This window comes from Pseudomonas rhizozeae (assembly GCF_031583775.1).
Classification (GTDB): Bacteria; Pseudomonadota; Gammaproteobacteria; order Pseudomonadales; family Pseudomonadaceae; genus Aquipseudomonas.
The window spans coordinates 181,452-194,044 of the sequence record NZ_JAVLSB010000049.1; the positions used below are offsets into that span (position 1 = coordinate 181,452).

The 12,593-nt window shown below is 60.8% G+C and carries 12 protein-coding genes; 3 read left to right on the forward strand and 9 right to left on the reverse strand.

Annotated elements, in window-relative coordinates:
- Positions 1–6: 6 nt before the first annotated feature.
- Complete coding sequence (locus tag RG836_RS17990) at positions 7–531, forward strand: Mpo1 family 2-hydroxy fatty acid dioxygenase (RefSeq protein WP_310848037.1); 525 nt, start codon at positions 7–9, stop codon at positions 529–531.
- Between the two features lie 100 nt (positions 532–631).
- Here the strand turns inward: RG836_RS17990 and RG836_RS17995 are convergent, their stop codons facing one another.
- The 6 genes from RG836_RS17995 to dibA all read right to left on the reverse strand — a co-directional run bounded on the left by RG836_RS17995 (position 632) and on the right by dibA (position 6,869).
- Positions 632–1,621 (reverse strand): sulfate/molybdate ABC transporter ATP-binding protein, encoded by a 990-nt coding sequence (locus tag RG836_RS17995; RefSeq protein ID WP_310848039.1) that lies wholly within the window; start codon positions 1,619–1,621, stop codon positions 632–634.
- Positions 1,622–1,624: 3 nt separating this feature from the next.
- Positions 1,625–2,497 (reverse strand): sulfate ABC transporter permease subunit CysW, encoded by an 873-nt coding sequence (gene cysW / locus RG836_RS18000; protein WP_310848041.1) that lies wholly within the window; start codon positions 2,495–2,497, stop codon positions 1,625–1,627.
- A 13-nt stretch (positions 2,498–2,510) separates the two neighbouring features.
- Positions 2,511–3,329, reverse strand: coding sequence for a sulfate ABC transporter permease subunit CysT (cysT, locus tag RG836_RS18005; RefSeq protein ID WP_310848043.1), 819 nt, complete (start codon positions 3,327–3,329; stop codon positions 2,511–2,513).
- A gap of 173 nt (positions 3,330–3,502) precedes the next feature.
- The gene (locus tag RG836_RS18010; protein WP_310848045.1) at positions 3,503–4,513 is read right to left on the reverse strand and encodes a sulfate ABC transporter substrate-binding protein; all 1,011 of its coding nucleotides are present in this window, start codon (positions 4,511–4,513) and stop codon (positions 3,503–3,505) included.
- A 75-nt stretch (positions 4,514–4,588) separates the two neighbouring features.
- On the reverse strand, positions 4,589–4,771 hold the full coding sequence (gene oscA / locus RG836_RS18015) for a sulfur starvation response protein OscA (protein ID WP_007941032.1): 183 nt from the start codon (positions 4,769–4,771) through the stop codon (positions 4,589–4,591).
- A 199-nt stretch (positions 4,772–4,970) separates the two neighbouring features.
- Positions 4,971–6,869, reverse strand: a complete 1,899-nt coding sequence (gene dibA / locus RG836_RS18020; protein ID WP_310848047.1) for a phosphodiesterase DibA — start codon at positions 6,867–6,869, stop codon at positions 4,971–4,973.
- A 147-nt stretch (positions 6,870–7,016) separates the two neighbouring features.
- On the opposite strand from dibA, the gene desA reads away from it, so the two are divergent.
- Both desA and RG836_RS18030 read left to right on the forward strand, forming a co-directional pair.
- Positions 7,017–8,201 carry a delta-9 fatty acid desaturase DesA gene (desA, locus tag RG836_RS18025; RefSeq protein WP_310848049.1) on the forward strand — a complete coding sequence of 395 codons (1,185 nt, stop codon included), beginning with the start codon at positions 7,017–7,019 and terminating at the stop codon, positions 8,199–8,201.
- 150 nt (positions 8,202–8,351) lie between these two features.
- The gene (locus RG836_RS18030; protein ID WP_310848051.1) at positions 8,352–9,341 is read left to right on the forward strand and encodes a GGDEF domain-containing protein; all 990 of its coding nucleotides are present in this window, start codon (positions 8,352–8,354) and stop codon (positions 9,339–9,341) included.
- Positions 9,342–9,367: 26 nt separating this feature from the next.
- On the opposite strand, the gene RG836_RS18035 is transcribed toward RG836_RS18030, so the two are convergent.
- From RG836_RS18035 to RG836_RS18045, 3 genes are all read right to left on the reverse strand, one after another.
- A complete protein-coding gene (locus RG836_RS18035) occupies positions 9,368–10,582 on the reverse strand; it encodes a response regulator (RefSeq protein WP_310848053.1) in 1,215 nt (404 codons plus the stop codon).
- Positions 10,583–10,718: 136 nt separating this feature from the next.
- Complete coding sequence (gene gabT, locus RG836_RS18040; protein ID WP_310848055.1) at positions 10,719–11,996, reverse strand: 4-aminobutyrate--2-oxoglutarate transaminase; 1,278 nt, start codon at positions 11,994–11,996, stop codon at positions 10,719–10,721.
- 178 nt (positions 11,997–12,174) lie between these two features.
- On the reverse strand, positions 12,175–12,593 hold a 419-nt coding region (locus RG836_RS18045), incomplete at its 5' end, for an aldehyde dehydrogenase family protein (RefSeq protein ID WP_310848057.1).

The following is a 12,593-nucleotide window of genomic DNA, read 5'->3' on the forward strand; positions in this document are numbered from 1 at the left end:
ACAACAATGAAAAGCCTCGTCGACCATCTTAGTCAATACGCTGCCTACCACCGTGATCCGCGCAACATTGTCAGTCACTTTATGGGGATTCCCCTCATTGTGGTGGCTGTCGCCGTGTTGCTGTCGCGACCCGAGTGGGTCATCGCCGGGTTCTGGCTGTCACCGGCGGTGCTGGTAGCGCTCGCCTCGGCGTGGTTTTACCTGCGCCTGGAACTGCGCCTCGGCGTGCTGATGACCGTCCTGCTGGGCTTGTGCATCTGGCTCGGCCATGTGCTGGCGCAACAAAGCACGCTGGTCTGGCTCAGCAGCGGCCTGGCGATGTTTGTGATTGGCTGGGCGATCCAGTTTGTCGGCCATCACTACGAAGGGCGCAAACCGGCATTTGTCGATGACCTGACCGGGTTGATCGTCGGGCCGTTGTTCGTGGTGGCCGAGTTGGCGTTCATGCTCGGGATGCGGCAAGAGTTGAAAGAGCAGATCGAGGTGCGAGCTGGAGTTGTGCGGGTCAATCCGAATCGCGCAGCTGCCTAGACCGCCATCGCGGGCAAGCCCGCTCCCACAGTGATTGATGTGTACATAACATCTGTGAACACCCGAGATACCTGTGGGAGCGGGCTTGCCCGCGATGCTTTTAAAGGCTGGCGACTTTCTGCCAGACCTTGGGTTTGAAGAACAAGGTCTCGCCTTTGGCCAAGCCCACCAGGCTGTCGTGATCCTTCACCACTTCAGCTTCGATCAATTCGCTCTGGCCTTCGACTTTCAACGTCACCCGCGTGGTCGCGCCCAGCGGACGAATGTCCCGCACTTCGGCGGCGTGGTGGTCTTCCAGCTCGGAGCGTGACAACGACACTTCGTGCGGGCGGAACAGGACGTGGTTGTCTTCACCCAGGTGCAAGCGGTTCGAGTCGCCAAGGAAGTGATAGACGAAATCACTGGCCGGGTTTTCGTAGACTTCGCCGGGCGAGCCGATCTGCTCAATCACACCTTTGTTCATCACCACGATGCGATCAGCGACTTCCATCGCCTCTTCCTGGTCGTGGGTCACGAATACTGAGGTCAGGTTGATGTCTTCGTGCAGGCGCGCCAGCCAGCGACGCAGCTCCTTGCGGACCTTGGCGTCGAGAGCGCCGAAGGGTTCGTCGAGCAGCAGCACTTTGGGCTCTACCGCCAAGGCACGGGCCAGGGCGATCCGTTGGCGCTGGCCACCGGAGAGCTGTTCCGGGTAACGGTCCGACAGCCAATCGAGTTGCACCATGTTCAGCAGCTCGTGAACTTTCACCGCGATCTGGCTTTCCGTCGGGCGCTGGTTTTTTGGCTTCATGCGCAGGCCGAACGCGACGTTGTCGAACACCGTCATGTGGCGGAACAAGGCGTAGTGCTGGAACACGAACCCGACGTTGCGATCACGCACGTCGTGGCCGGAGACGTCTTCACCGTGGAACACGATGCTGCCGTCGTCCGGGGTTTCCAGGCCGGCGATGATCCGCAGCAGGGTGGTTTTGCCGCAGCCGGACGGGCCGAGCAGCGCCACCAGCTCACCGCTCTGGATGTCCAGGTTGATGCTGTTGAGCGCCTTGAAGGCGTTGAAGTTCTTGCTGACGTTACGGACTTCGATCGACATGTGTTATTCCTCCGCGGCGCTGGCGCGCAGGCGGTTAATGCGGTTTTCGCTCCACTGCTTGAGCAGCAGGATGAAGAGCGCCAGGATCAGCAGCAGGCTCGCAACGGCGAACGCGGCGACGTGGTTGTATTCGTTGTAGAGGATCTCGACGTGCAGCGGCAGGGTATTGGTGACCCCGCGGATGTGCCCGGACACCACCGACACCGCGCCGAATTCGCCCATGGCCCGGGCCGTACACAGCACCACGCCATAAATCAGGCCCCACTTGATGTTCGGCACCGTGACGTGCCAGAACATCTGCCAGCCGTTGGCGCCGAGCAAACGGGCGGCCTCTTCTTCCTGGGTGCCCTGCTCCTGCATCAGCGGGATCAGTTCACGGGCCACGAACGGTACAGTGACGAAAATCGTCGCCAGCACGATGCCTGGCAAGGCGAATACGATCTGGATGTCGTGATCCTGCAACCACGGCCCGAACAGGCCCTGGGCGCCGAACATCAGCACGTAGACCAGACCGGCAATCACCGGCGAAACCGAGAACGGCAGGTCGATCAGGGTCACCAGCATGCTTTTGCCGCGGAACGAGTATTTGCTCACGCACCACGCGGCGCTGACCCCGAACACCAGGTTCAACGGCACCGAAATCAACACCGCGATCACCGTGAGTTTCAGCGCCGACAGGGCGTCGGGCTCGAAGATCGCCGTGAAGAACGCACCGAAGCCGTTTTTCAGGCCTTGCGACACCACGATGAACAGCGGCAGCCCGAGGAACAGGAAGAACACCAGCCAGCACAGGCCGATCAAAATGCGCCGCGAAGTGGCACTGCCACGGCGGGCGGCGTTGGCCGAGGAAGCGGCGCTAATAGACGATTGGGACATGGGTCGCGCCTCCTTATGGGGTTTCGATGCGCCGCTGCAGCAAGTTGATCAGCAGCAACAGGACGAAGGAAACCACCAGCATCAGCACGCCGATGGAAGTGGCGCCGGTGTAGTCGTATTGGTCGAGCTTGACCATGATCAGCAATGGCAGGATTTCGGTTTTCATCGGCATGTTACCGGCGATGAAAATCACCGAGCCGTACTCGCCGACGCCGCGGGCAAAGGCCAAGGCAAAACCGGTCAGCCAGGCGGGCAACAGCGCCGGCACCAGGATATGGCGGAACACTTGCAGCGGGCGCGCGCCCAGGCATGCGGCGGCTTCTTCGACTTCGCGGGGGATGTCGGCCAGCACCGGCTGCACCGTGCGCACCACAAACGGCAGCGTGACGAAGGTCAGCGCCAGGGTAATGCCGAGCGGGGTGTAGGCGATTTTAAAGCCCATGTCTGCGGCAAACTGCCCAACCAGGCCGGTTGGCGTATACAGCGCAGTCAGCGCGATACCGGCAACGGCGGTGGGCAAGGCGAACGGCAGGTCGATCATCGCGTCGATGATCTTGCGCCCAGGGAAGGTGTAGCGCACCAGCACCCAGGCCAGCAGCGTACCGATCACGCCGTTGATCATCGCGGCATACAGCGCGGTGCCGAAGCTTAGCTTCAACGCCGCCAGCACTCGCGGCGCCGAGATGATGGCCCAGAACTGATCCCAGGTGAGTTGGGCGGCATGCACGAACATCGCCGCCAGCGGAATAAGCACAATCAGGCTGAGGTACACCAAGGTGTAGCCCAGCGTCAGCCCGAAGCCGGGTATGACGGGGGAGATACGACGCGACATAAAAGTCCTTGGTTAAATTTCGATCGGCTAAACGCACGAATGTGGGAGCGGGCTTGCTCGCGAATGGGGAACATCAGTCAACATTTATGTTGTCTGACACGCCGCCTTCGCGAGCAAGCCCGCTCCCACATGTTCCATGCCCAAGCTTAAGGCTAGTTGTGGCTTATGGCAGATTACTGCGGCTGATAGATCTGGTCGAACACGCCACCGTCGTTGAAGAATTTTGGTTGGGCAGTTTTCCAGCCGCCGAAGTCTTTGTCGATAGTCACCAGGTCCAGTTTCGGGAACTGTTTGGCGTACTTGGCCGCCACGTCCTTGTCACGTGGACGGTAGAAGTTCTTCGCCGCGATTTCCTGGCCAGCCAAGCTGTACAGGTGCTTGAGGTAGGCCTCGGCAATTTCCTTGTTGCCTTTCTTCTCCGCGTTTTTGTCGACCACGGCCACTGGCGGCTCGGCGAGGATCGACAGCGACGGTACAACGATGTCGAACTTGTCCGCACCGCCGTCTTCTTTCAGCGCCAGGAACGCTTCGTTTTCCCAGGCCAGCAGCACGTCACCCTGACCGTTATTGACGAAGGTAATGGTCGAACCACGGGCGCCGGTGTCGAGGATTGGTACGTGCTTGAACAGCTCTTGCACGTATTCCTGAGCCTTGGCTTCGCTGCCGCCGGCTTTTAGGCCATAGGCCCATGCCGCGAGGAAGTTCCAGCGAGCGCCGCCGGAGGTTTTCGGGTTCGGGGTGATCACCGAGACGTCTTTCTTGATCAGGTCGCCCCAATCCTTGATGCCTTTAGGGTTGCCCTTGCGCACCAGGAACACGATAGTCGAGGTGTACGGCGTGCTCGCTTCCGGCAGGCGTTTTTGCCAGTCTTCGGGCAGGGTCTTGCCGAGTTTGGCGATTTCGTCGATGTCACCAGCCAGGGCCAGGGTCACCACGTCAGCGCGCAGACCATCAATCACCGCCCGGCCTTGTTTGCCCGAACCACCGTGGGATTGCTGGATCTTCACGTTGTCGCCAGCGTGGTCTTTCTTCCAGAAGTTGATGAATTCGGCGTTGTAATCCTGGTACAGCTCGCGAGTCGGGTCATACGACACGTTGAGCAACTCGTAATCCTTGGCAACCGCGGAACCGGCAAAAACTGCACTGGCCAGGGCGGCCAAAGCGTAACGGCGAATCGACGACATGGTGAAAGCTCCTGGAATTCTTTTAAGTGTTGGCGTTTTTTTCTTATGGGGGTCCTGCAAGCGGTTGCCGGTCTTTCAGCTCGGTTTGTTGCCCGGATTCTGCAAACGGAATTTTTCTTTGCGTTCGATCTGCACGACCTGGGCGTTGTGCACGGTGATCTCCACCGCACCGAAACGCAGATCGCGCAGGGCGCTCTGGATTTCACGCAAGATAGTTGCTTCGTCCTGGCCGTCAACGCTACGTAGAGATGCGCTCATGCTGGTGCTCCTTCATGGGGGGTTGCCTGGCAGTGCCGGACTGCTTGCGGCGTGGGAGCAATACTAGATAGACGCGGATATTCTTAAAAATACTATTTAAGAATGTTTATATAACTAAAAAGGATTATTTGCTGGCGCGTGAGTTTGCGCGCAATCGGAAGGGGCGTCGAATACGCCCCGGACGCGGTTTCAGACGTGCTCAATCGAACAACTGCTGCGCTGGCACGGGTCGGCCAAACCAGTAGCCCTGACCCAACTCGCAGGCATGTTCCAACAGAAAACGAGCCTGCTCCGACTGCTCGATGCCTTCTGCGTGGACCTGCATGCCCATGGCCTGCGCCAGGGCGACGATCACCCGCACGATCGCCGCGTCGTCTTCGTCGGCCGGCAACCCGGCGACGAAGCCCTGGTCGATCTTCAACTTTTGCACCGGCAGCCGCTTGAGTCGCAACAACGACGAATAGCCGGTGCCGAAATCATCGATCGCCAGGCGCACCCCCAACTCCCGCAAACGATGCATCTGTTCCAGCGCCACTTCCGGCTCGTCCATCACCGCACTTTCGGTGACTTCAAGCTCCAGGCAGGCCGGCGCCATGCCGGTTTCGTCCAGCACTTGCGCGACGCGGTCATACAGTTCACGGCGGGCGAACAGCCGCGTCGACACGTTGACCGCGACAAACGACAGCTGCCGCCCGGCTGCCAGCCACTGGCACATCTGCGCGCACGCCTGCTGCATGACCCAGGCGTCAATCTCGGTGATCAGCCCGGTGCCCTCGGCCACGGGAATGAACTCCGCCGGCGGCACCAGTCCGCGCTGCGGATGCTGCCAGCGGACCAACGCTTCGACGCCTTCGAGGCGCCCGGTGCGCAGTTCGTGCACCGGCTGGTAATACACACGCAGTTCTTGCTGCTCCAGCGCCCGACGCAGCTCGAATGCCAGCTCCACCCGGCGCTGGGCGTGGGCGGTCAGTTCTTCGGTGTACAGCGCGTAACCGTTGCGCCCGGCACTTTTGGCCTTGAACAGCGCCGAATCGGCATTACGCAATAACTGTTCGGCGTTCGACGCATCCTTGGGAAACAGGCTGATGCCGATGCTGGCATTGATCAACAACGGCTGCTCGTCGAACTGGAATGGTTGCTTGAGGCCATCGAGCAGGCACTGCGCCAAGGCTGCCGCTTGCAGCAATCGCGGACAACTTTCATCCAGCACCGCGAATTCATCGCCGCCGATCCGCGCCAGGGTCACATTGCTGCCGCACAGCCCTTGCAAACGCGTCGCCACGGCTTTGAGTAGTTGGTCACCGACGTTATGGCCAAGGCTGTCGTTGATTATCTTGAAGTGATCGAGGTCGATGATCAGCAGCGCGCAACCGTGCTTGTGCAATTGCGCCGACGCCAGCGCCTGGCGAGTGCGCTCATGGAACAACAGACGATTGGGCAACTCGGTCAGCGGGTCGTGATGCGCCAGATGCGCCAGTTCGTACTCGGAATTTTTGATCGCGCTGATGTCGGAAAACACCGCGACGTAGCGGCTGATCCGGCCTTGATCGTCTTGAATCGAACGGATCGTCTGCCATTGCGGGAAAATCTCGCCGTTCTTGCGCCGGTTCCAGATCTCGCCGCTCCATTCCCCGGTGTTTTGCAGGGAGGCAAACATCTGCTGATAAAAGGCCGGCGGATGGTGACCGGACTTGAACAGATTCGGCCGCCGGCTCAGCACTTCTTCGCGCTGATAGCCGGTGATCGCCATGAATGCCGGGTTCACATGCACGATAACACCATCGCCATCGGTCACCAGCACGCCTTCTCGGGTGCACTCGAATACCGCTGCGGCCTGGCGCAACTGAACGTTATCGGCCAGTGACTCGGTTGTAGCGACGGTATTTGACCGTCCGCGTGACAGACGGGTGATGGCGCACAACATCAGCACCGCACTGACGAAGGCCCAGCCATAACCGTTGATCAGTTGCCACCGCGCCAACTCGGCGGATCCATCGAAGAATTTGTTCAATAAATGATCACTGAGCGCCAGCCAAACGGCCGAGAGCACCAGATAGAGCAGCGCTGCGCGCAGGGCATCGCGAAAAGTTGCGGGCATCTGGCGCTCCATGTCCTTACAAAAAGGTTGGAATTATAGATTAAAGACACATCCCGCCACGCTTATCTGAAAAGGGCGGCTGGTTTTATCTGTGGGCTTAGTGATAATGCAGCGGCTGTTTTTTCTTTATCGAGGGCCCTATAGCCTATGTGGTACGAAGGTTTTCTCGGCTTGTCGCCCTGGTCGCTGGTGGCAGTCACCCTGCTGATGACCCATGTCACCATCGTCGGTGTCACGGTCTATCTGCACCGCTACTCGGCGCATCGCTCCTTGGAGCTGAACGCCGGGCTCAAGCATTTCTTCCGTTTCTGGCTGTGGCTGACCACGGCACAGAATACCCGCGAGTGGACCGCCATCCACCGCAAGCACCACGCCAAATGTGAAACCGAAGACGACCCGCACAGCCCGGTGATCAAGGGGTTGTCCACGGTCCTGCGCAAGGGTGCCGAGCTCTATCGCGCCGAAGCGGAAAACTCCGAGACCCTGCGTATCTACGGCAAAAACTGCCCGGAGGACTGGATCGAGCGCAACCTCTACAGCCGTTTTCCGCTGCTAGGGGTGGCGATCATGGGGGTTATCGACCTGCTGCTGTTCGGCACCATCGGCATCACCATCTGGGCGATCCAGATGATGTGGATCCCGGTGTGGGCCGCCGGTGTGGTCAATGGCCTGGGCCATGCCATCGGCTACCGCAACTTCGAGTGCCGTGACGCGGCGACCAACCTGGTGCCCTGGGGCATCCTGATCGGTGGCGAAGAGCTGCACAACAACCACCACACCTACCCCAACTCGGCGAAATTGTCGGTGAAGAAGTGGGAGTTCGACCTCGGTTGGGCGTGGATCCAGGTGTTCAGTTTCTTGCGCCTGGCCAAGGTTCAGCGCGTCGCGCCAATTGCCCACCGGGTAGAAGGCAAGGGCAGCCTCGACATGGACACCGCCATGGCGATCCTCAACAACCGTTTCCAGATCATGGCCCAGTACCGCAAGCTGGTGATCGCGCCGCTGGTCAAGCAGGAACTGGAAAAGGTCGATCACTCGGTCCGCCACCAGTTCCACCGCGCCAAGCGCCTGTTGTCCCGGGAAACCAGCCTGCTGGACGACAAGCATCACGTGCGAATCCAGAACATGCTCGAACACAGCCAGGCACTCAAGGTTATCTACGAGAAACGCTTGGCGTTGCAGCAAATCTGGGTCAAGACCAGCTCCAACGGCCACGACATGCTTGCAGCCATCAAGGATTGGGTCCACGAGGCTGAAGCCAGCGGCATCCAGTCCCTGCGCGAGTTTGCCAACCAGCTCAAAACCTACTCGCTGCGCCCCGCCAACGTCTGACACCACTGATCGGTGCGCCCGGCTCCCGGGCGCATCGATTGGAACTAAGCACCGAATCCCCTATCTCAAACATCACTTCGCCACTAGGCGGTTTTCACAGTGTCCGCTCTGTTGCTCCGAGTGGCGCACGCCCTTTGAGAATGGTGCCCAATGGTCGATAAGAACCTGCAAGATCCATCCCTGCCGCCGTGGCCTGAAGCCGCGCACACCCTCATGGCGCTGATGCATGCGCAGGGTGAAGTGGCGCGCCTGAGCGAGCGCGAGCAGCTGTTCAGCTCGCTGCTGGTCAGCGTCAACGCGGTACTTTGGGCGTTCAACTGGGAAAACCGCGAGGTGCTGTACGTCAGCCCTGCCTACGAGCGGATTTTTGGCCGCTCGGCCAGTCTCCTGTTGGCGGACTTCAACCAGTGGCGCGACGCGATCTACCCGGATGACCTCGACTACGCCGAGCGCAGTCTGGCCGAAGTGCTGGAAAAGGGTTCGGTGGAAGACCGCGAATACCGGATCATCGACGCTGACGGCAAGGTCCGCTGGCTCAGCGACAAATGCTTTATCAATCGTCAGGCCGAACCGGGCCAGCCGGTGATCATCGTCGGCATCGCCGAGGACATTACCGAAAAGAAGCACCTGGAAAGCGAACTGCAACGCCTGGCCACCACCGATGTGCTGACGCAGAGCAGCAACCGTCGGCATTTTTTCGAATGCGCCAATCGAGAGTTCGAACAGGCTCGCGCTCAGGGTTCAGCCCTGGCCTTTCTGCTGCTGGACATCGATGACTTCAAGATGATCAACGACAGCTACGGCCATCCGGAGGGCGATAACGTGTTGCAACGTATCGCCGACTGCGGTCGCTCCTCGTTGCGGCGCGGTGACTTGTTTGGGCGAATCGGTGGCGAAGAATTTGCCGCGGTATTTCCCGGGTGCGCCCCCGAGATGGCGCGGCAAGTGGCGGAACGCCTGCAACGGGAGATCCAGCGCCTGCGCTTCAGGTACGGTGAGCACAGCTATAGCATCACCGTCAGCCAGGGCCTGACCAGCTTGACCCGCGAAGACGAGACCCTCGACAGCCTGTTCGCCCGGGCGGACAGCGCCATGTATGAGGCCAAGCGCCAAGGCAAGAACCGGATCGTCTCAGCCTGAGTTCGCCCTTCTTCCTCTGAAACCTGTTACTTCCTGCGCAACCGTATCAACTCCGGCAAGCCGATCTTCAGCAACCTGGCGGTCCGACTCTTGGCCAGTTCCTCGACGCCCTCGTGCTCGGTCAGGCGCGCCAGTTGTGCCGCCATGTTCATCACCAGCGCTTCACGGGAATACACACCACCGCCGAGCTGATAAACCGCAGCGATCAACTCGCGCAATTCAATCGGCAAACGCCAGCGGGTGCGCAACGCTGAGCCGTAGGCAGCACCGAACTCCGCCAGCGCCTCGCCGACGTCCTCCCCTTCATCCAGCTCACCGCCGGCCTGCCGCCATTCCTGCAGGCAGCGCAACAACGCCAGATCGCCGAGGCGATGCAACATGCCCGCGCAATAGCAGCGCTCTTGGTCCAAGTCGAGCATCCGCGCCAAGGTCCGCGCATATTCCGCCGTGTGCAGCGACAAGCCCCAGTAGCGCTCGGCGTAGTCAGCCAACAACGGGTCGCTGAGCCGAGCACTGCGCTTGAGGGCCAGCCCGAGGATCAGGTTCATGCTTTGCCCGGTGCCGAGCCGCTGCAGCGCTTGGGCCAGGGTCTGCACCGCGCTGCCGTGATGCTGCGCGGCACTGTTGGCGGCAGCGATCAACACCGCCGTCACCTGCGGATCGGTGCGGATTTCATCTTCCAGCCGCTTCAGGTCGAGGCCAGCTGGATTGAGGCTGCGTTTGACCGCGACTTGCACGTCGGTCATCAAAGGCGCGCCGTCGGCGGATTCGCGGCGCCGCTCCAGATAAAGCTTGAGGGTCATGCCGGGCGCCAGCGCTGGCACTTCGCACGACACTTGCTCGCCGGCATCCAGCAGCAGGTCTTGCAGACGCTGGGTCAGGCTGTCGATGTTAAGGGGTTTGGTGAGGTAAGCCGTGGGGGCCAGGGGCAAGGCTTCGCGCACGCTGGCGCTGTCGTTGCGGCTGCTCATCAGAATGAACGGCAGCACCGGGTTGCGGCGGCGCTGACGCACACTGCGCAACAGACTCAGGCCATCGACACCGGCCAACTCCCAGTCAGCGATAATCAGGTCATATGGCGTATCTGTAAGCCGCGCCAACGCCTGCTGGCCGTCGGCGCAGACATCCAGCCGTGCGTCGCAACGCACGCTCAGCAACACTTGCGTCAGCAAATCCCGCGACCAGGGATCGGCCTCGGCAATCAATACTCGGGGTACAGCTGGCAAATCCAGACCAGTCATCGGCGCGCTCCATGGCAATGCTTCAACCTTAGTCAATGGCGGCGGAGCGACACAACTGAAAAGCGCGGGAAGTGTTTCAGCAGACAACAAAAAACCCGCCGAAGCGGGTTTTTTGTCGATCAAGTCACACTCGGCGTTACAGCTCCGAGAAGCACTCTTCGATAATCGCCAGGCCTTTATCCAGTTGCTCGTCCGGCGAGGTCAGCGGCACCAGCACGCGCAACACATTGCCGTAGGTGCCGCACGACAGCAGGATCAAACCCTTGTCGCGGGCCTTGGCCACCACCGACGCCACGGCGGCAGCGTTTGGCTTGTGGCTGTCGCCGTCTTCGAACAGCTCGACCGCGATCATCGCGCCCAGGGCCCGCACTTCGCCGATCACCGGGTACTTCGCCTGAATCCCTTTGAGGCCAGTCACCAGGCGCTCGCCGACTGCTTTGCAGCGATCCAGCAGGTGCTCTTCTTCGAACACTTCCATCACGGCCAGGGCCGCGGCGCAGGCGATCGGGCTACCGGCGTAGGTGCCGCCCAGGCCACCCGGGGCGATGGCGTCCATGTATTCGGCTTTGCCGCACACGCCCGCGAGCGGGAAACCACCGGCGATGGATTTGGCGAAAGTGGTCAGGTCCGGGGCAACGCCCATTTGCTCCATGGCGAAGAAGGTGCCGGTACGGCCAGCGCCAGTTTGCACTTCGTCAGCGATCAGCAGGATGCCGTGCTGATCGCACAGGGCGCGCAGACGCTGCATGAACTCTTTAGGCGCGACGTAGAAACCGCCTTCGCCCTGGACTGGCTCGATGATGATCGCGGCGATATCGCGCGGCTCGGCGTCGTTCTTGAAGATGCGCTCGATGCTGGCGATCGAATCGTCGACGCTCACACCGTGCAGCTCGTTCGGGAACAGCGCGCGGAAGATGCCGCCAGGCATCAGGCCCATGCCGGCCGAGTACGGCACGACTTTGCCGGTCAGGCCCAGAGTCATCATGGTGCGACCGTGATAAGCGCCGGTGAAAGCGATCACGCCAGCGCGGCCAGTGGCAGCACGGGCGATTTTCACCGCGTTTTCCACGGCTTCGGAACCGGTGGTGACCAGCAGAGTTTTCTTGTCGAAATTGCCTGGGACCTTGGCGTTGATTTTTTCGCACAGCTCGACGTAAGGCTCATAGGCCAGCACCTGGAAGCAGGTGTGCGTCAGCTTGTTCAACTGCGCGGTCACGGCGGCGATGATTTTCGGGTGCACATGGCCTGTGTTCAGCACGGCGATACCGCCGGCGAAGTCGATGAACTCGCGACCTTCAACGTCGGTTACCGTTGCGTTTTGCGCGGATTCGGCGAAGATCGGGTGAATCTGGCCGACGCCACGGGGTACAGCGGCGGTGCGACGGGCCATCAACGAAGCGTTAGTCTTGCTCATACAGTCCTCATTCGCCGCTCATCGGGCGGCGTGGTTCAAGGATTAAGCGGCGGGGAGCCACGGCGGCAGCATGCGATGATCGACTGCCACTGCGTTCCCGGCCACCGAGAATAGTGCGGTGTGAAACGCACACCGGGCATCGCTCTCGTGCCCGGTGTACTTGAAGCATTGCCGGGCGTTAGATGCCCAGGCAGAGGTATTTGATTTCCAGGTAGTCTTCGATGCCGTACTTGGAGCCTTCACGCCCCAGGCCCGAGGCCTTGATGCCGCCGAACGGCGCGACTTCGTTGGAGATCAGCCCGGTGTTGACGCCGACCATACCGTATTCCAACGCTTCCGCCACGCGGAAAACTCGGCCCAGGTCGCGGGCGTAGAAGTACGAGGCCAGGCCGAACTCGGTGTCGTTGGACATGGCGATCACTTCGGCTTCGTCCTTGAAGCGGAACAGCGGCGCCAGCGGACCGAAGGTTTCTTCCTTGGCCACAGCGGCGTTGTTCGGAACGTTGACCAGAATGGTCGGCTCGAAGAAGTTGCCTTCCAGGGACTTGCCGCCGGACAGCACGGTCGCGCCTTTGCTCACCGCGTCGGCGATGTGCT

Excerpts from the sequence above, each read along its gene's own strand:
- RG836_RS17990 (WP_310848037.1), top strand. The coding sequence starts at position 7 with ATGAAAAGCCTCGTCGACCATCTTAGTCAATACGCTGCCTACCACCGT.
- RG836_RS17995 (WP_310848039.1), bottom strand. The coding sequence starts at position 1,621 with ATGTCGATCGAAGTCCGTAACGTCAGCAAGAACTTCAACGCCTTCAAG.
- cysW (WP_310848041.1), bottom strand. The coding sequence starts at position 2,497 with ATGTCCCAATCGTCTATTAGCGCCGCTTCCTCGGCCAACGCCGCCCGC.
- cysT (WP_310848043.1), bottom strand. The coding sequence starts at position 3,329 with ATGTCGCGTCGTATCTCCCCCGTCATACCCGGCTTCGGGCTGACGCTG.
- RG836_RS18010 (WP_310848045.1), bottom strand. The coding sequence starts at position 4,513 with ATGTCGTCGATTCGCCGTTACGCTTTGGCCGCCCTGGCCAGTGCAGTT.
- oscA (WP_007941032.1), bottom strand. The coding sequence starts at position 4,771 with ATGAGCGCATCTCTACGTAGCGTTGACGGCCAGGACGAAGCAACTATC.
- dibA (WP_310848047.1), bottom strand. The coding sequence starts at position 6,869 with ATGCCCGCAACTTTTCGCGATGCCCTGCGCGCAGCGCTGCTCTATCTG.
- desA (WP_310848049.1), top strand. The coding sequence starts at position 7,017 with ATGTGGTACGAAGGTTTTCTCGGCTTGTCGCCCTGGTCGCTGGTGGCA.
- RG836_RS18030 (WP_310848051.1), top strand. The coding sequence starts at position 8,352 with ATGGTCGATAAGAACCTGCAAGATCCATCCCTGCCGCCGTGGCCTGAA.
- RG836_RS18035 (WP_310848053.1), bottom strand. The coding sequence starts at position 10,582 with ATGACTGGTCTGGATTTGCCAGCTGTACCCCGAGTATTGATTGCCGAG.
- gabT (WP_310848055.1), bottom strand. The coding sequence starts at position 11,996 with ATGAGCAAGACTAACGCTTCGTTGATGGCCCGTCGCACCGCCGCTGTA.